Origin of the sequence: Furfurilactobacillus rossiae DSM 15814 (assembly GCF_000428925.1) — a bacterium.
Classification (GTDB): Bacteria; Bacillota; Bacilli; order Lactobacillales; family Lactobacillaceae; genus Furfurilactobacillus; species Furfurilactobacillus rossiae.
This window is the reverse complement of sequence record NZ_AUAW01000001.1, coordinates 105484-124230: the sequence shown is the minus strand read 5'-3', so window position 1 is coordinate 124230 and position 18747 is coordinate 105484. Positions and strand designations below refer to the sequence as shown.

Sequence of the window (18747 nt, the reverse complement as noted above, 5' to 3'; positions counted from 1 at the left end):
AAAAGAAACTGGGACATAACGCCTCAACTCAATTTCTAATGAAACGTCAACAGGCAATTTTTCTTCAACCGCAAAGGGTCATGCGGATGAAAAATTGCCGCAAACGCGGGACATAACACTGACTTTTGCTCATCTAACACGAATAAGGCATTCATGGGAAAAACACCCATGAATGCCTTATTCGCGTTACCTGAGAAAGCCAAAACGTGTTATGTCCCGCTCTCTTCAATAGTCGCTTGCCCCTAAAAACGATTAATTCACTAACGTTTTTAAAATCGAAACCGGTGACTGCTACATACTGCCAAGGATGTACCATTGTCCCATCCGCATCGTAGCCCATTTTAAGCTGTTTTCGTTGAGTTGATCATGTTTTCATGTCCTAGATAATGAAGACGATAGTTGGCCTGCTGTGTAGCATTAATGCGATCCAACGCTAACTTAGCGGTATCATATGAAACGTGGTCAAGAATTGAAACCCATTGTCTTCCGTGGCGAACTTCAACATTCCATTCCCCACGTGTTTGCATTTTATAAGTTTTCATAGGTGACCTCTTTTCTGCATTCTCAAAACAATTATCGACGCCAGCCCGCCAACAATGAGAACTTGTGTTTCTTTACTGGAATATTCAGTCTAAACATTTTCGGAACAAAGTAAAGCAAAACGCTCACTCGTCAGTAAACAAACGAGTGGGCGCTTTCCAATGGAAAAATAGATTCAATTCTAAAGTAAGTGGGATCGCTGCCAGACTAGCGCATTATTCACCGTAGTTTTCAGTGTCCTCATCATTAAAAGCGTTAACAATCCTAAAATTGACATTATCATTTGCTTTTAACAATTTCGCGACTGGACACTGATTTAATGCATCATCCAAAACAGCTTGGGCATCCTCTTGATTCTCATTTGGAAACATAACCTGAGCGTCAACGATAAACTTATATCCCACTGTATCTTTAACGATATCAACCCTTGTTCGAACCTGAGTGTCCTGGGGTATGTGACGTTGCTGCTCAACAATTCGTAACGTTGCGTTAAAACAAGTGCTCAGTGCAAATCCAATAAACTGTTCTGGGTTAGTGCCCGATGCGGAAACTAAAGAGCTACTAACACCTAACGACAAACCTTCGTTACCTTCAACAAAGCTTTGCCCAACTAAGCCGTTCTCATTAACCACGTGAGTATGATAGAGCGAACCTTCTACTGCCATCGTAAAACGCCTCCTATTACCTAAAACATCTTTGCTTAACTACACAGCAAATTTACCGACATTCGTAAGGATTCGCAATTAATCATTATTCAGAAACTATCAGCAAGCTTTTTTGTTCAAGTGCAGTTGATAACGTTTCCTTACAAATCAGACGTTGAATGGACAAGTGAACTCAATTTTGCAGTTTTCTCAAACACAATTGCTATATACATTTTCTAAAATTGTCTATGACATAAAGCATATTAACAGTATTTTTATGTGATGACCCCCACTGATCGTCAGTAATGCCGGCTTTTGAGTAAGTTTATATCGTTTGTTGGACTTTGTCGTTTATAATTAAGTATAATTATCAGTAGACCATAATTTAAAAGTTCAAACTAAACACATAAGGTAAGGAAGTAAACCCGTTGTCAAAACAAGTTATCTCAATTATTGTTCCCTGTTACAATGAGGAACCAACAATTCCACTATTCTATCCGGCAGTTCAAAAAGTTTTCGTCAAACTACGCGAACAGTTCCCAGGCTTTGAGCCCGAGTATTGGTTCATTAATGATGGATCCACGGATAACACGTTAACTGAATTACGTAAATTGCAGCAACAAGATGTTGAGCATGTTCATTATGTCTCGTTTTCGCGTAACTTTGGAAAGGAATCTGCTCTTTACGCTGGTCTACAGCACGCTACTGGTGATTTTGTCGCCGTCATGGATGTTGATTTGCAAGATCCTCCTGAATTACTCATCCAAATGGTTTCAGGCATTCAGAATGAGCATTATGACATTGTCGGCTCTCGTCGTGTCACACGTAAAGGTGAGCCGCCAATTCGTTCTTTCTTCAGTCGCGCATTCTACCGAGTCATCAATCGGATTTCCCAAACGCACATCGTTGAAGGTGCAAGAGATTATCGTCTAATGACACGCCAAGTGGTCGATGCCATCTTATCAATGGCTGAAGTTAATCGTTTTTCAAAGGGAATTTTCAGCTGGGTTGGTTTCAAAACAAAGTACATTGAATTCGAAAACCAGGATCGAGTCGCTGGTGACACGCATTGGTCATTCTTTCAATTGTTTAGCTATTCTCTAGAAGGCATCATTGATTTTTCTGATGCGCCTTTATCCATTGCCTCATATACTGGATTCTTATCTTTCTTTGCCGCCTTCTTTGCGCTAATCTTCATCGTCATTCGTGCGCTTATTTATGGTGATCACACCGCTGGTTGGCCATCACTTGTATGTATCATCCTTTTAATTGGCGGGCTTCAATTATTCTGCCTTGGAATTTTAGGCAAGTATGTTGGTCGACTTTATTTGGAAAGCAAGCATCGTCCAATCTACATCGTTAAGGAGGAAAAGTAAGATTTTAAATCAATATCCACAATCGTCCAAACCTGAAATCCCTCAAACTATGAATCAGTATGGCCGTCAACGTTTTCAATACGATATGACGGCTTTTGTCGTTCCAATGATACTTGTTGGTTTAGTATTTTGGGCACTAGGAATTACGCCATTCGGTAGTCATAACCTCCTAATAAGCGATATGGGCACACAGTATGTAGCCTGGTTAACACAATTCCGGCATGCAATTACGACTGGTCAATTCTCGTTTTATTCGTTTAGTCTATCTTTGGGCGATAATGCGTTTCCATTAGTAGCGTATTACATGCTAAGCCCGTTTAATCTATTGTTGTTCTTCTTCCCGGCCAATCAGGTGCCACTGGCAATAACTTTCATTATCTTATTAAAAGTTGGCACTATTGGCTTTAGTATGAGTTATTATTTGCGCCGCGTGTACCATAATACACACTGGCAAAACCTCATATTTTCAACAATCTTTAGCCTTAGCGGTTTTGTCGCGACTTACTTTTACGATATCATGTGGCTGGATGCCCTTATTTTGTTGCCGCTGGTTATTCTGGGACTTCGCCGATTAGTTAACAACAAAGGCACTGTCCTTTACTTCTTTGCATTGTGGGCAACTATCGTCACTAACTATTATTTAGGCTACATGACTTGCCTGTTCGCGTTGACCTATTTTGTTTACTTTACAATTGATCAGCAAGCGGAAAAGCAATCATGGAAACAATGGTGGCAACACAATGCACGAGCAATCAAACGTTTTCTTATTACCTCTGTTTTGAGTGGTGTAAGTACCCTATTCGTCCTAATACCGACTCTATTAGGCATGCTTAAAACGAGCAAGCAAAGTCTATCGTGGCAGGCCTTCCTGCCTACGCCTCAGTTTGGCTTAGACGCTTTCGCACAGCTCGGGCTGAACGCAGCCGACTATCCACAACGCTTAGAACATGATCCCAGCATATTTGTGGGCAGTTTCGCACTGTTACTCGTCCTTTTATTTTTCCTAAATAAGACCATTACCAGTCATCACAAACGGACAACCGGTACTTTACTAGCCTTTCTTGGGCTCAGTATGTTTTTAACGCTGTTTAACACTATCTGGCACATGATGCAGCAGCCGAACGGATTTCCGTTTCGTGATGCCTACTTTTTCACATTCATTGTTGTAATTAGCGCATACGAAGCTTGGCAAACAGACGCTTTCAAACAAAACCGATTAGTGCTGCGTGCAGCATTGATTGCATTAGTGATGCTAGCTATCGGTTATCTGACAGCTATGATTGTTCAGCCAATCGTTCGACGCTGGGATGACTTGGCGAACTTTTACGTCAGCCCGAAGTACTGGCTAATTGCGACAGGCTTTATTGTCTGTATTGCCGGTTTGCTCGTTTTATACAACAACCAGCATTGGCGTCGTTTAGCCCTTTCTGGTATTGTTCTCGTAACTGTGTTTGAATTGTCCGCAAACTTCTATTTCGGTCTCAAACCCGCTCAATTTGGGAATCAAACCATTTATCAAAAGAATTTCACGATTGAAAAAAACTATTTCAACAAAATCAGACGTGCTAGTCATGCCTTTTATCGAGTCGACAATAGCAACTCATTAATTAACGCTGCATTTGGGGAAACCTATAATAATTACAATGACCCGTTGCTTTTCAATAGTCATGGTATAGATTTATATAGTTCCACCTTGAATGAATCAACACGTGTCATGTTAAATCGACTCGGCTTTTACAGTAAAAATGAGCGTCGAATAAGTTCCGAAGGTAGTACTCACCTGACTAATGCACTATTTGCAGTGAAATACCAGTTGCAGATGACACCCCATGACTATGATCTGATTGTTCACGATCATGCACTGCCGTTGGGATTTGCTGTAAATGATAAATTGCTGAACGTCAAACTCAAGGGCGGTGCGGCCCTAGAAAATCAAAATAACGTTTGGCAGGCCATCACCGGCCGTAACGTGCGTTATTTTAAATCAGTCAATGTCCGGCGCACCGGCTATGAATATAAAAACAAGCAGTACCGCTATCAGTTAATCATCAAACCGACTGCCACGGGTACGTTGTACGCCTACTTCCCTAATGTTAGCGTGGCAAACGCCAATATTCACGTCAACGGAACTAAGAAAACAACACGGTTAGATGTCAGCACACAGGCAGTACTATCGTTAGGGCATTTCAAAAAAGGCGAACGTGTCCATATCAATTTAACTAGTAAAACGCCGCTAACACATCTTTCACAATCGTTGCAGACACTGGACCAGCAATCCTTCAACCAGTCCCTGATTGACCTTCATAAATCGACTTTCAAACTTGATCAAGACTGGCGGCCAGATCACTTGCAAGGCACGATAACAGCCACTAAGAAGAAACCATTATTATTCCTGAGCATTCCTAAAGACAATGGTTGGCACGCTTATGTTGATGGCAAGCAGGTATCAATTGATAAAGTTGTCGGCAACCTCAGTGCCATAAAGTTGACGCCAGGTGTACATCGCGTACGTTTAACTTACCGGGCGCCCGGTTTTCGTTTAGGACTCATCATCAGCCTCTTAAGTTTTGCCCTCTACCTCCTATCCTTGTGGATACGCTTTCGTAAAAGAAGAGGATCAGTCTAAACAAACCATGAATAAATCAAATTCACAATAAACGACATTCATCAAAAAATCATCGCTAAGCAGACAAATTGCGTTTGCTTAGCGATGATTTTTTAACATGATTAACGTGTTGTAAGGTACGTATATGTTTGATCTTCATTTTGCTTAAACGTGAACTCATGATCACGATGATCGTTAGCGCGCCATTTCGACACTTCATAATGCGTCGTAGTAGACATTTGCAATCTATTCACCACAGCTTCAATCAAATATTGATCATCCGTGTAGGTTCCGCGTAAAATGTTCTTCAACTCAGTTAAAAAAGTTTCTGCATTTGTAATCACGTGCAATCGCTCCTTTTTAGTCATTGGCAATAGGATACAGATTTCACACGTCAATGTCCATTAAAATTTTGATTAAATCACTCACTTTGTAATTTTATTGTCAAACCAAACTTCAGGGTAATATGTTTAGTTCGCAAAGTAATCCTCTTCACCCTATTCATTAACTGACTCTTGTTTTAAAACAAGTATTTTTACCAGCAATAAATTCAAATTTTGGCTATAATATGCCTATTAAACTTAGAAAAAGATACAGAGGCGCAAACATGAAAAACGTACGTCAGCCGATTTATGAAACCCTCCTAATTGGCACCTTATTGGCAGGTGTCGGTGGCTACCTGGACGCTTACACCTATATCCTTCACAACGAAGTGTTCGCCAGTCTTCAATCGGGGAATGTTATCTTACTGGGATTAAATTTAGCCAACGGTCATTTTGCTAAAGCAATCACATACATTATTCCAATCTTCTGCTTCACACTGGGCGCCGGGCTAGCTAACTTGGTGGAACAATTTTTTCACCGTCCCGGAGCCGTAATTTGGCAGGAGCTTAGTATCATTGCCGAATTAGTTGGTATTTTAATAATCGATCTGTTTATTGGCTATATCCCCGGTTCATTTATTACTAGTGGCCTATCCTTATTTGCTGCTTTCCAAGTTCATACATTTCGAGTCATGAATAATCATCCATACAATACAACCATGACCACTGGCAACTTACGAACTGTCGGTGCAGCATCGTTAAATTTGCTCTTCCGACGCGGCAAACTAACCACTAACTGGATTTTACTAAGAGATAGTTTTTGGGTGGCCACTAGTTTTGGCATTGGCGCTTTCATTTCCACTAAACTGACAAATGCTATCGGACCGCAGGCATTGTTAGGCAGCGTCTTGATTCTAATTTTCGTACTCATTTTAATGATTTGGGATCAACGCGGTGGGACTGCATAAACGAGATTGGAACAAACCACCTCAGCTTGAATCTTAGCGCAACAGCAACAAGCCATTTTTCTTCAACTGTCAAAGTTCGCGCGGATTAAAAATTGCCGCAAACGCGAGACATACACTGCGTTTTGCTTGTCTAACATAAAAATGATGTTCATGGGAGAAATCATCCATGAACATCATTTTTATGACACCTGAGAAAGCCCAATCGTGTTAAGTTTTGCTTTCTTTAAAAAATTTTCATATCTGTATATTTTGTTGGCAGATTATTAAAGTCATATGTGGCAAGTCCCTGTTTAATCTTGTCACCCGTATACATTGCCGTCAATGAACGCACAAGCATCAGGTTAAGCTCATTTTCTGGGTGAAATTGAACCATGATTACTGGAATGTGCCATGCCCAGGCAGCACCAATTTCAAAAATGGTACCAGCATCAGGTTCAAGATTTTGTTCCTCATATTTATAATCTAGAATCGCAACTACGACATCGGCACGTTTGACCTGACGCATATCGCTCGCAAAGACAGAATCTTGCCATTCAAACGAGCCAAATTCTAGACTTTCCTCTTGGTGTTCTTGGGGAATAAAAATGCCATCTGCATCAATTGTTTTGTTTTGACGTAATGATGTCACCACAGTATTAATACGGTCACGTTGTTCATCAGTGAAAAACGGACTAGCAAGGTAAACACGGTTTTTATACATGAAAAATCTTCCTTTCATAAATGGCAATATTACGTTATTATACCGGATTCTATTTGAAAATGGACGATGAAATATGAATCATTTTTATTGCTGAATTGAAAACGGCTTCATTTTTTCAGCAACATGACTTTACCTCTGCCTCGACAATGCTATACTTTAGTTGTTAACAACGTAAATAGTTAACTGTCCAACCCTGACGACATTAAAAGCTGACTAATTGTGTGGAGGGATTTTCATGGATAAAGATGAAATTATGGACAAGGCTAAAGATCTTGTAAGCGGCGGCAATATCGACGACGCAAAATCATTTATCGAAGATCACAAGGACGACCTTGGCGACTACTATGACCAAGCTAAAGACTTACTTGGCGGTGGCGCTTCCGGCATCATGGATAAGCTTGGCGGCTTGTTTGGTGGCAACAACGACAATTAGGTTACACGTCAATTTAGAATTCGAATTGGCCTTATAAGCAAAAAATAGACCCGCTAATTACTAGATTAACAGTAATTAGCGGGTTCTTTATGTTACATAAAAAAACAGATAAGATAACTTGTTCAATATTCTAAGTTAGGGCTGCGGGTTAATCAGAATTGCTCGACGAGATAACATTTTGATCCGATCAAATGGAACATCCTGCTCATTAATTAGACCATTGTTAAGTGCAACCACGTATTCAATGACTGGCGTATAAGCATATGACATCAAGACTTCAAAGGTCACCGGCACAAAGACTCCGTTTTCAACACCATTTTGGGTTAATTGTTGAATCGGCTCGTAACCTAAATATGACTCTTCGGCTGTAACCCCTAATTGTTTTAAAATCGGTGATTGATTAAACTCACGTATTAACAACATATTTTCAAGATGATGTTGCGCATAGTCATACACTAACGCCATAAACTTATCCAATTCAGCAGTTGGATCTCCGTTAGGATCAAACGCAGTAATGACCCTAGCAACATCCGCTTTGCGATCCAAATAGAGCGCTTTTAACATGTCGTTTTTATCTTCAAAGTAAGTATAAAGTGTTCCTGAAGCAATCCCTGCTTCTTTCGCAATTTTACTTAGCGATACGGCAGCAATACCCTCGTTCATCATAATTTGACTCGTCGCCTGAAGAATTCGTGCTCGCTTCGTTTCATCCCTACCACGCATTACAATGTCTCCCCTACATGTTGTTTGATAAACTGCCAAGCCGCTTGACGTGTCTCAACCGCTTCTGGCAACTTAGGTTCCCAATTAAATCCATGCCACATGCCTTCCCGGATAACTGCAGTTACCTCGACATCAGCGTGACGCAACTTTTCGCTAAAACGAGCGACATTGCTGAGCATTATATCCCGAGTGCCAGTGCTCATAAAAGTCGCGGGGAACCAGTCACCAACTTCCCCGTACATGGGAGAAACGATTGGACTCTTCTGATCATTAGCTCCAATATACGCTTTTGCCAAACGAAGCGCCATTTTGGCTGAACCAACATCACGTTTTTCGTTAAAAATCGATGAATCTCCATTGCCAGAGACATCCAACGCTGGACAAAATAGTACCATTGCTGCCGGCAAACGTAGGCCTTGCGCATGAGCCTGTTCGACCACTGCCGCCGCGATGCCTGAACCTGCTGAACTACCCATCATCACAATCGGACGATTTCCAACTGTCTCTATTAAACCGCGATAAAAGCTGAGCACTTGATTAACGATTTGCGGAGCCTGTGCCTCAGGAGCTAAGTCATAATCGACCGAATAAACTGGAAACGGTGTTTCGGTTGCAGCTAACAAAGCTGTTCGTTCACGGGCCGTCCCCATAATAAAACCACCGCCATGAATATTCAGAATAACTGGGCCATCTTCGTTAACACTGGCTCCGGTTATCCTGATACCAGTAACGTCATTCAGTGCCAGTGTCGTTGTTGTTAAATTTCCATCCTTGATAAGACTCTGTTCAATAGGATCTTCACCAGACTGAAACTGTGTACGAATTCGGTTAATGAGGCGGGGCGTAATTTTAATAAACCTCGGTAAATTGAAATACTTAAAACCGGCTAACATTTTTTGTGCCGATGGCGAAACCGTGGCTGTCTGCGCTGTTTGTAATTTTGTCATAGTGATCCCTCTTTATTAATTGATTGATTAATTATTAATTGAATATATCTTAATCGATCAATCAGTTAAAAGCAAGCGTAATTTTTGTGTAGTCATAAAAATACCGCAATTTTGGTATCCTTCAAAAATTATAATAAAAAATGTTGACTTAGAGTAACTCTAACAAGCTACACTCTCACTATATTCACTAACAACAAATTTTTTGGAGGTCATTAATTTATGACAGAGACTTGGTTTATTACAGGCGCATCACGTGGCCTAGGACGAGCAATTATTGAAAAAGAACTGGCGCAAGGCAACAATGTCGTAGCAACAGCACGCAATTTAGAATCATTCAATGATTTAATAGCACAATACGGGCAGCAAATTTATCCCCTTACACTAGATGTCACAGATGTTAATGCCGTCAACGAAGCAGTTACTAAGGCAATCAAGCATTTCAACTCACTCGATGTGTTAGTAAATAACGCTGGGTTTGCCAACATGGATTCTGTTGAAGAAATGTCGTTAACGAGCTTTAAGGCACAAATGGATACAGACTACTATGGCACGCTTTACACGATCCGAGCAGTCTTGCCGTTTATGCGCCAACATAAGTCAGGTCGGATTATCAATATCAGTTCAATTGGTGGTCGCATTGGCGGACCAGGACTGGGTGCTTATCAAAGTGCCAAGTTCGCTGTCAACGGATTAACAGAGGTTGTCGCAAATGAAGTAAAACCATTTGGCATTCAAGTGACCACGGTTGAACCAGGCGGAATGCGAACGGAATGGGGCGGCACCTCAATGTCTGCCACAACAAGCAACGTTTACCAAGAAACTGTTGGTCGGGCAATTAGCTACATTCATGATGATTGGCATAGTGACGCACCTCGTTACGTTAGCGAGCCTAGCAAAGTTGCCGATGCCATTGACACTTTAAGCCAAATGAAAATTGCACCTGTCCATCTGTTGATTGGAAAAGACGCTGCCCAAATTGCAAAAAAAAATGCAGATGCATTGGCTAAATCTGATGCCGCTAATATGAAACTAACCGAATCCACCGGTGCCATCTAAAAAAACAAGCAGTTCATACCCATTTCTGGTATGGCTGCTTGTTTTTTGGTTGATCCGTTTGTGCTTCTTCATAATAATTATTAATTTTAGTATTGATAATTTCACGCTGTCGGTTGAGATGCTTGATTTTGTCATTCAACTCACTCATTTGTGTTTTTAACATCTGCAATCGTTCGTCAAACGTTTGCTGCCCTTGATAGGCTAGCTCAATATAACGCTTTACATCCGCGATAGGCATGCCAGTGCTTCGAAAAGCAATGATAAACTGCAACCATCCTACAGCATCCTCGTCAAATACGCGTCGTCCCTGCTCATTCCGACTAACTCCTGGAATCAAATCAATGTTGTCATAGTATCGAATTGTATGCTCAGATACATCTAATTTTTTAGAAACTTCCTTCATTGTTAACAGCATGGATTTCACCTCTTTAGCTGTCCAAAATATCTATGTTTATAGTTCTAACAACATAAGTAGTAAATACAGTGACTAATGATGACGCTTTATATAGACATTGTCTAGTCAAATATCAAAGTACAAAAAAAGTCGTTGCTGTAATAGCAACGACTAAAATAGTTCATTTATATTTAAAGTGTCTCACTCGTACTCAATCGTGGCAGGTGGCTTACCGGTGATGTCATACAGTACGCGGTTAACTCCCGGTACTTCATTGACGATCTTGGTCGATACCTCACCTAACACGGCCCAAGGAACTTCTGCAAACTCAGCAGTCATGCCATCAACACTAGTCACGGCACGAATAACAATCGCTTCATCATAAGTACGTCCGTCACCCATGACTCCAACACTGTGAATGCCTGGCAGTGCAGTAAAGTATTGCCAAACGGTTTGATCCAACCCGGCTTTAGCAAATTCTGCACGTAAAATCGCGTCGGATTCCCGCACCAATGTCAACTTTTCGGGCGTTACTTCTCCCAGCGTCCGAATAGCAAGTCCTGGACCGGGAAACGGTTGGCGCCAAACAAGGTCATGTGGCATGCCAAGCTGTTCACCTAATTCACGAACCTCGTCTTTAAACAGCTTGTTTAGTGGTTCAATCAATTTAAACTGAAGGTCCTCTGGTAGTCCGCCCACATTATGGTGCGACTTAATTGTCTGAGCAGTATCGGTTCCAGATTCAATGACATCTGTGTAAAGCGTACCCTGTGCTAAAAACTCCACGCCATCTAACTTACGGGCCTCTTCACTAAACACATCAATAAATTCTTTACCGATGATTTTACGTTTGCGTTCAGGATTGGAAACGCCTTTTAAAGCTCCCAGGAATCTGTCACTGGCATTCACAGCAACAATATTGATGCCAAACTTACCGTTAAGGCTATCAAGTACTTGTTGTGCTTCATCCTTACGCAATAGGCCGTGATCTACGAAGACAGCCGTTAACTGATTCCCAATCGCCTTGTGCAAAAGGACAGCGACAACGCTAGAATCAACACCACCTGAAAGACCCAACAATACCTTTTTATCACCAACAGTTTGGCGAATGTTAGCAATTTGCAGATCAATGAAATCACGCATGGTCCAGTTGGCTTTGGCACCAGCTACATCGAAAACAAAATGTCGTAAAATATCGTTCCCGTTTTCTGTCAAACGGACTTCGGGATGAAATTGCAATCCGTAAAATCCCCGTTTAACATCCTGCATGGCGGCTGTTGGGCAGTTGGCACCGGTTCCGATTTGCTCAAAACCATCTGGCACAGTTTTGACGTAATCACCATGACTCATCAAAACTTCTTGATCTGCCGCCATTCCCTTAAATAAAGGTGAATGGGTGTTAGTAATGTGCATTTCTGACTGACCGTAGTCGCCATTATCTTCAGCTGGCGCAACCACACCACCGGCAAGGTTCTTCGCCATTAACTGCATCCCGTAACAAATACCGAGAATTGGCAAACCCATATCATAAATTGCGGGATCAACCGTTAACGCATCCTCACCATAAACACTATTCGGTCCACCGGAAAAGATTACAGCCTTAGGATTCATGGCCGCAAGCTCAGTGGCTGAAATTGTGTGTGGCTTTAATTCTGAATACACACCGAATTCACGAATTCGTCGTGTAATCAGTTGATTGTATTGACTACCAAAATCTAATACAATCACCCGATCAAATTTAGTTTGGTCCACTGTTTGCATGTTTTTCTCCATTTTTAAATAGTTAACTGGTCTAATTACGCTTGTAGTTTGGTGCAACCTTTGTGATTTGAACATCGTGTGGATGTGATTCAATCAATCCAGCATTAGTGATCTGAACAAACTGAGCCTTTTCAATCAAATCATCAACAGTATGCGCCCCCGTGTAGCCCATGCCTGACCGCAAACCACCGATCATCTGGAACAAAACATCCGCTACGGCACCTTTATAGGCTGTTCGGCCTTCAATACCTTCTGGCACAAGCTTCTTTTCTTCCTTAACGCCACTTTGGAAATAGCGGTCAGAGGAACCATGTTCCATGGCAGCTAAGGAACCCATGCCGCGATATGTTTTATACTTTTTGCCGTCGTCAGCTGTGAAGACTTCGCCAGGTGCTTCATCGGTACCAGCCAACATGCTGCCTAGCATAACTGCGTTACCACCGGCAGCTAGCGCCTTAACAATGTCACCGGAGTACTTGATGCCGCCGTCAGCAATAATCTGTTTGCCATATTCAGCAGCAACCTGAGCGGCATCGAAAATGGCAGTAATTTGAGGAACACCCACACCAGCAACAACCCGTGTTGTACAAATCGAACCTGGTCCAATACCAACCTTGACCACGTCAACACCAGCGTCAAACAAAGCTCGGGTGCCAGCAGCCGTCGCAACGTTTCCGGCAATTAATGTCTGTTCGGGGTATTGCTCACGAATCTGAGCAATCTTGTCCAGCACGCCTTTTGAATGACCATGTGCTGTGTCGATGATAATTGCGTCAGCACCAGCGTTAAACAGCGCCTCTGCGCGTTCAAACGTATCTGCTGTAACACCGACAGCCGCTGCAACCAGCAAACGACCTTGAGCATCGACAGCGGCCTCAGGTGTGGCAGTAGTATCAACTGTTGTCGCTTTAACTTTGCTAACTTCGGCAGCTTGGTCATCCTTACTCATGTTTTTATGAATAACCCCTAAACCACCCTGTTGTGCCATCACTGTTGCAAGGCGTGCTTCGGTCACCGTATCCATACTGGCACTTAAAATTGGGATATTCAGCTTCAAGTTTTTTCCAAGTTGTGTATGCAATTCAACCTGATTTGGTAAAACATCACTTGCTGCAGGAATCAGCAGTACATCATCAAACGTTAATCCCTGTTTGGCAAATTTCTCGTTCCAATTGGTCATGGTGAACAATTCCTCCTAATAAAATAAATTGTTACTAATTTATCAGGTTCAGCCCATTGTCGTCAACAGCCAGACCCGAACGATAGATTATATTTTGCTGTGAATCATCCAGAGACGTTGGTCAAACTGATAACCAAGGCTTTTTTAGACAGCGGTTAATCGTCATTTCCGTACAAAAAAAGCACCCACTCTTGAACATCTTTCAAGAATGAGTACTTAATCATGGATTACTTAAGTGCTTTAGCAGCTTCTTTAGTTAAAGAAGTGAACGCACGTGGGTCGTTAACGGCCAAGTCGGCTAACATCTTACGGTTCATTTCAACGTTAGCTTCCTTCAAGCCATGCATCAACTTGCTGTAGCTCATGTCGTTTTGACGAGCAGCGGCATTGATCCGAGCGATCCAGAGTTTACGGAAGTTACGCTTCGTGTTCTTACGGTCACGGTAAGCATATTGCCATGACTTCCAAACTTGTTGCTTAGCAACCTTAAATTGAATATGCTTTGGGCCACGGTAACCCTTAGCTAATTTGATCATCTTACGGCGACGTTGCCGTGTAACACTTCCACCTTTAACACGCATAATTGCATCCTCCAATAATTGACCAAGTCTGGTCAGATTCCTGTTTAAAAACTACTTGGTCAACAATAACTTCTTGTATGTCTTAACCGTAGTTGCGTCCATCATCTTAGTTCCACGTAATTGGCGACGTTGCTTCTTTGTCTTACCGTGGAAACGGTGACTTGTGTAAGCGTTGGCGCCGATAAAGCCGCCCTTTGCAGATTGTTTGAACCGCTTAGCAGCGGCACGGTTTGTCTTTTGCTTTGGCATAAGAATGTCCTCCTAAATATTGATAACTATTTTTCTGGTTTTGGTGACAGTACTAAGAACATACTTCTACCATCCATCTTAGCTTGTTGTTGAACGTCAGCTACTTCTTTAGTAGCAGCTGCCATCTTGTTCAACACGTCGCGGCCGATTTCTTTATGCGTGATTGCACGACCCCTAAACCGAATTGAGACACGCACTTTGTTACCCTTTGACAGGAACTTTTCCGCATTCTTCAATTTAGTGTTGAAGTCATTCTCGTCAATCGTCGGACTAAGACGAATTTCTTTCATTTCGACCGTCTTTTGATTCTTACGAGCTTCACGCTGCTTCTTTTGTAACTCGAAGCGGTACTTTCCATAATCCATGATTCTGGCAACTGGTGGCTTTGCCTTAGGGGCAACCAGAACCAAATCTAAGTTTGCATCATCCGCAAGCTGTTGTGCTTCTCTGGTCTGCTTAACCCCGAGCTGGTCACCATTAGCGGCAATCAACCGAACCTCGCGGGCACGGATTGCGTTATTTACCAAAGTATCTTGAGCTATGGTATTCACCTCCATAAAATTCTAAACGAATCAACAATGGTGAGATTTAAACAGAAAAATAGCGGATGGCCATCGCCACCCGCTGTCCGCACTGAAACAGTACGGTTCAACTCATCTTTAGCCCGGCAACAAAATTACCAAGGCGAGAAGCGGGTGCTTCTGCTTTTCTCAACAGTTAATAAGTCTACAGGAGCTACTTGGCTTTGTCAAGCGTATTCGACTACGCCCTTTCACTAGCAGCTTCCTGTGGTAGCACTAAGTTTAACACAATTCCTAAAATCGTCGCAAACGCTAATCCAGTGAACTGAAAATTGCCTAGTTGCAGATACGCATTACCAATTCCAATGACCATCACGGACGATGCAATCATCAAATTCCGTTTCTTGCCCAGATCTACATGATGATCAATCATCACAGAAACACCACTGGTCGCAATCGTGCCAAATAACAAGAAACTGATGCCGCCAATTACCGGTAGCGGCATGGCCATAATCAAGACATTCAGTTTGTTAATGAAGGCAAAGATAATTGCAAACATGGCAGCACCCATCAACACATAAACACTGTGTACCTTAGTAATTGCCATCACTCCGATATTTTCACCGTAGCTGGTAACTGCCGGTCCACCAATCAGTCCCGCAACGATAGAAGCCGTGCCATCCCCAGCGAGCGTTCTGTTTAGACCTGGATCCTTGAAGAAATTTCGGTGTGTAAGATTATCCAGCACCATAATGTGCCCCATATGCTCCGTCATTGTAACAAACGCAATGGGTGCAATGGTCACAATCGCCCCCCATTCCAAGTGAAAATGATAGGTTAATCCAGGCACCTGAAATTTGGGTAACTTAAACCATGGTGCCACAGCAATCGTATGTAGATCAACGATGCCAGCAAATACACTGATCAAGTAACCACACACAATCGCCAACAATACAGGAATTAAACCCAATGATCCCTTTAAAAACATGTTAAAGAAAATTGCCAGCAATAATGTGGTCATCGCAATTGCAAAGTATTCCAAATTATAATGACCGTTTTTCATCATTGCATCTGTCGCCGCACTTCCGGCTAAAGAGAGGCCAATGACCATGACAATCGGCCCGACAACAATTGGCGGTAGTACCTTATCAACCCAATCAGAGCCAATCATGCCGATCAGTAATGCGACAATGAGATACACAGCTCCGACCGCCACGACACCTTGCCCAATGCCTGGATACCCCGTGGTCTTCATTAAGGCGAGCATTGGTGTAATAAACGCAAAGCTCGATCCCATGTAAGCCGGAATCTTTCGCTGGGTGATCATAATATGTAACAGCGTACCTACTCCAGATGAAAATAAAGCAATGCTTGGACTAAGACCAACCAGTAACGGCACAATAACAGTTGAGCCAAACATTGAAAACATGTGTTGAATCGATAAACCTACCCATGGCCAGAATTTAGGCCGATCATGGATATCCAACACTGCAGCGTCATCGTGAAATTCTTTTTGCGTCATTTAAAACGCTCCCTTCCTCACTTCACGCGAACCCGTCCCGGCCTAGACGTTTGATCATCCAAATAAAAAAGACCACTCACCCGGAAGGCAAGTGGTCTGGTTTACGTGTGAAGATGTACTAGAATTGCACAAATCGCGCTATTCTAAACGTCACAACAGCCGTTCCCTTGTTAGCCTCACAGGACTACATTAAAGGTTCATCATGTTGAGTAAATCATAAACAACTTCAATCGATCGGTCAAGTAAATTAGTCTAGTGATACCGCCGAGACACGTTTGTCGTGCACTTCGAAAACTTTATCAGCTGCTTTCAATAATGACCTGTTATAACTATGCGTAATGTAAATAAAGCCAATGTTCAACCTGAATAGACGCTTCTCGATTGTTTCAGCTGTTTTATGATCTAGCCCACTGGACAATTCGTCAAAAATCATAAACCGTTTGTGCGTTAATAAATTGCGAGCTAAGCCGATACGTTGTCTTTCACCGCCCGACAGCGGTCCACCTTGAGTATGAAGAATCATACTCAACCAAGCATTAGTGTGAGCGTGCCCATCAACCGTTTGTAGCTCAGCCCGGTTTAACGCATCGATAAGCTCTCGATCAGTGTATTGATCACTAAACATCGTTAAATTATCCCTAACTGTACCGTCAAAAATGAACGTTTGCTGGTTCTGATAGCCGATCATCTTAGCAATATCTGCGGACCGGCCAACGATTGGTGAGCGACCATCAACAAAAATCGAACCAGCCAACAATGGTCGGTAGCCAAATAGAGCGTTGATTAATGTAGACTTCCCAGATCCACTATCACCAATAATGATGACTTTATCTGATTGATTAATCTGTAAGTTAACGTCTTTCAGTAGTGGTCTTGTATCTTTATCTGCCCCGCCAATCGTCGCGTGAACATAATCGATGAACACATCGTTCTGTTCTGGCAACTGAGCAAGTCTTTCATTATTTTGGGGCACCGCTTCAATAACCAAACGTAGTTGTTGATAAGCACGTTGGCCACCGAAAAAATCAGAAAAAACATCTGCCGCCGTTTCCAATGGAAATGAAATTTGAACCGATAACTGCGTAAAAGTCATAAACGCAGCTAACGTTAAACTGTGGTTCAAAATAAAGTAACCACCAACGACCCAAGTACCAAAGTAAACTAAATCTCCACAAAACTGTGAAATACCGCTGACAACCTTACGCACCAAAATATCGTGATTCTCGCTAACCTTTACATCCGTTGATATGGACGCGTGCATGTTAATAAAGACGTGCTCACGGCCAAAATTCTTAATTGTTGTTAAACCTGAAAACCAGTTTGTAATCGCACTGGTATAACGATCTAGGTTGTTTAGCACCGGCAGTTTAGCGCGTTTTAATTGTCGCTGTGTTATAAGTGGTAATAATATTGCTGGAACATCAAGACTAATAACAATCAGTGTCAGCCGTACATCCACTATCACGCCGAGCAATATGCCTAAAACAAACTGCATGACTAACGATAAACCAAGCAGAAAATTATTGACGTAGCTCTGCTCAACGACGTCTAGCTTACTCGTCAGTAAAGCCACTTTTTCGCCAACCTTGCGCCGATCACCAAAATCCACCGTTAACATCAATCGTTCAAATATCTGCCGTCTTAAATGACACATTGCACCATTGGTAACCTTACCCTTAAGATAACCACCAATTACGTTTACTAATGCAATAAACGCCGTACATAATAAAGTGATCGTCACAACCTGACCAAAGGACATATTGATTTTACGCGTCATATAAGCCGTTAAAAAAGCAATAATTAACGTATAAGCCGTTGTCACAATCGCATGTATTATCGTCACTAAGAAAAAGAGACTAAATAACTTTTTTTGAGGTTTAACCAATACTTGCCACATTTCAATTTCTCCCTATAAAAATCATCTGTGAATTCATTCAGAGATTAAATGGCGAAATTTAGCTGCGTCAAATGGTCAAAAAATTAAATTATAGATTCGTTCGTTTCTGTGGCCATTCATCATCACACAGTCGAATTTTGTCCATTTATTAAAGGAGAAACTTACATTTAGGCTTTCGCTTCCTTAACATGTGTATCTTCGCTAAATAGACTGTCTTGCATGCAATCCGTTTAGCGAAACATTAGAATAGTATTAGAATATTACAAATCAATAAGTAAAACAATATGAAATGTTCAAATCACAAAAATAAGCGCCGCCAGATTAACG

Annotated in this window: 19 protein-coding genes and 1 other annotated feature; of the genes, 5 read left to right on the top strand and 14 right to left on the bottom strand. The window is 41.9% G+C overall.

The window, feature by feature from the left end; translation table 11 throughout:
- Window positions 1–341: 341 nt before the first annotated feature.
- Together G400_RS0100650 and G400_RS0100645 are read right to left on the bottom strand one after the other, a co-directional pair.
- Window positions 342–542 carry a hypothetical protein gene (locus tag G400_RS0100650; protein WP_017261711.1) on the bottom strand — a complete coding sequence of 67 codons (201 nt, stop codon included), beginning with the start codon at window positions 540–542 and terminating at the stop codon, window positions 342–344.
- 213 nt (window positions 543–755) lie between these two features.
- Window positions 756–1205 (bottom strand): OsmC family protein, encoded by a 450-nt coding sequence (locus G400_RS0100645; protein WP_017261710.1) that lies wholly within the window; start codon window positions 1203–1205, stop codon window positions 756–758.
- Window positions 1206–1612: 407 nt separating this feature from the next.
- On the opposite strand from G400_RS0100645, the gene G400_RS0100640 reads away from it, so the two are divergent.
- Together G400_RS0100640 and G400_RS0100635 are read left to right on the top strand one after the other, a co-directional pair.
- Window positions 1613–2560, top strand: coding sequence for a glycosyltransferase family 2 protein (locus G400_RS0100640; protein ID WP_017261709.1), 948 nt, complete (start codon window positions 1613–1615; stop codon window positions 2558–2560).
- A 49-nt stretch (window positions 2561–2609) separates the two neighbouring features.
- Window positions 2610–5186 (top strand): YfhO family protein, encoded by a 2577-nt coding sequence (locus tag G400_RS0100635; protein ID WP_017261708.1) that lies wholly within the window; start codon window positions 2610–2612, stop codon window positions 5184–5186.
- A gap of 101 nt (window positions 5187–5287) precedes the next feature.
- On the opposite strand, the gene G400_RS0100630 is transcribed toward G400_RS0100635, so the two are convergent.
- On the bottom strand, window positions 5288–5509 hold the full coding sequence (locus tag G400_RS0100630; protein WP_017261707.1) for a DUF5960 family protein: 222 nt from the start codon (window positions 5507–5509) through the stop codon (window positions 5288–5290).
- A 263-nt stretch (window positions 5510–5772) separates the two neighbouring features.
- On the opposite strand from G400_RS0100630, the gene G400_RS14160 reads away from it, so the two are divergent.
- Window positions 5773–6456, top strand: coding sequence for a YoaK family protein (locus G400_RS14160; protein ID WP_017261706.1), 684 nt, complete (start codon window positions 5773–5775; stop codon window positions 6454–6456).
- Window positions 6457–6679: 223 nt separating this feature from the next.
- Here the strand turns inward: G400_RS14160 and G400_RS0100620 are convergent, their stop codons facing one another.
- Entirely contained in the window at window positions 6680–7156 is a 477-nt protein-coding gene (locus G400_RS0100620; protein ID WP_017261705.1) for a nucleoside 2-deoxyribosyltransferase, read from the bottom strand.
- Window positions 7157–7409: 253 nt separating this feature from the next.
- Here G400_RS0100620 and G400_RS0100615 point away from each other — a divergent pair, with 253 nt between their 5' ends.
- Window positions 7410–7589: a hypothetical protein gene (locus tag G400_RS0100615; protein ID WP_404825466.1), complete on the top strand. Its 180-nt coding sequence runs from the start codon at window positions 7410–7412 to the stop codon at window positions 7587–7589.
- Between the two features lie 135 nt (window positions 7590–7724).
- Here G400_RS0100615 and G400_RS0100610 read toward each other — a convergent pair whose 3' ends face one another.
- Window positions 7725–8312, bottom strand: coding sequence for a TetR/AcrR family transcriptional regulator (locus G400_RS0100610; protein WP_017261703.1), 588 nt, complete (start codon window positions 8310–8312; stop codon window positions 7725–7727).
- Window positions 8312–9259, bottom strand: coding sequence for an alpha/beta hydrolase fold domain-containing protein (locus tag G400_RS0100605; protein WP_017261702.1), 948 nt, complete (start codon window positions 9257–9259; stop codon window positions 8312–8314). The genes G400_RS0100610 and G400_RS0100605 overlap by 1 nt, the downstream gene beginning before the upstream one ends.
- Window positions 9260–9478: 219 nt before the next feature.
- On the opposite strand from G400_RS0100605, the gene G400_RS0100600 reads away from it, so the two are divergent.
- Window positions 9479–10315: an SDR family NAD(P)-dependent oxidoreductase gene (locus G400_RS0100600; RefSeq protein ID WP_017261701.1), complete on the top strand. Its 837-nt coding sequence runs from the start codon at window positions 9479–9481 to the stop codon at window positions 10313–10315.
- 13 nt (window positions 10316–10328) lie between these two features.
- Here the strand turns inward: G400_RS0100600 and G400_RS0100595 are convergent, their stop codons facing one another.
- The 8 genes from G400_RS0100595 to G400_RS0100560 all read right to left on the bottom strand — a co-directional run bounded on the left by G400_RS0100595 (window position 10329) and on the right by G400_RS0100560 (window position 18420).
- Complete coding sequence (locus G400_RS0100595) at window positions 10329–10730, bottom strand: MerR family transcriptional regulator (RefSeq protein WP_017261700.1); 402 nt, start codon at window positions 10728–10730, stop codon at window positions 10329–10331.
- Window positions 10731–10910: 180 nt separating this feature from the next.
- Complete coding sequence (gene guaA, locus G400_RS0100590) at window positions 10911–12470, bottom strand: glutamine-hydrolyzing GMP synthase (RefSeq protein ID WP_017261699.1); 1560 nt, start codon at window positions 12468–12470, stop codon at window positions 10911–10913.
- Between the two features lie 31 nt (window positions 12471–12501).
- The gene (gene guaB / locus G400_RS0100585) at window positions 12502–13650 is read right to left on the bottom strand and encodes an IMP dehydrogenase (protein ID WP_017261698.1); all 1149 of its coding nucleotides are present in this window, start codon (window positions 13648–13650) and stop codon (window positions 12502–12504) included.
- 227 nt (window positions 13651–13877) lie between these two features.
- Window positions 13878–14231 carry a 50S ribosomal protein L20 gene (gene rplT, locus G400_RS0100580; protein WP_017261697.1) on the bottom strand — a complete coding sequence of 118 codons (354 nt, stop codon included), beginning with the start codon at window positions 14229–14231 and terminating at the stop codon, window positions 13878–13880.
- A gap of 51 nt (window positions 14232–14282) precedes the next feature.
- Window positions 14283–14480 carry a 50S ribosomal protein L35 gene (rpmI, locus tag G400_RS0100575; RefSeq protein ID WP_017261696.1) on the bottom strand — a complete coding sequence of 66 codons (198 nt, stop codon included), beginning with the start codon at window positions 14478–14480 and terminating at the stop codon, window positions 14283–14285.
- A gap of 26 nt (window positions 14481–14506) precedes the next feature.
- Window positions 14507–15037, bottom strand: coding sequence for a translation initiation factor IF-3 (infC, locus tag G400_RS0100570; RefSeq protein WP_081495841.1), 531 nt, complete (start codon window positions 15035–15037; stop codon window positions 14507–14509).
- Window positions 15038–15069: 32 nt separating this feature from the next.
- Window positions 15070–15193, bottom strand: a sequence feature (ribosomal protein L20 leader region).
- A 49-nt stretch (window positions 15194–15242) separates the two neighbouring features.
- Window positions 15243–16523: a uracil-xanthine permease family protein gene (locus tag G400_RS0100565; protein ID WP_017261694.1), complete on the bottom strand. Its 1281-nt coding sequence runs from the start codon at window positions 16521–16523 to the stop codon at window positions 15243–15245.
- A gap of 247 nt (window positions 16524–16770) precedes the next feature.
- Window positions 16771–18420, bottom strand: a complete 1650-nt coding sequence (locus G400_RS0100560; protein WP_017261693.1) for an ABC transporter transmembrane domain-containing protein — start codon at window positions 18418–18420, stop codon at window positions 16771–16773.
- Window positions 18421–18747 lie beyond the last annotated feature (327 nt).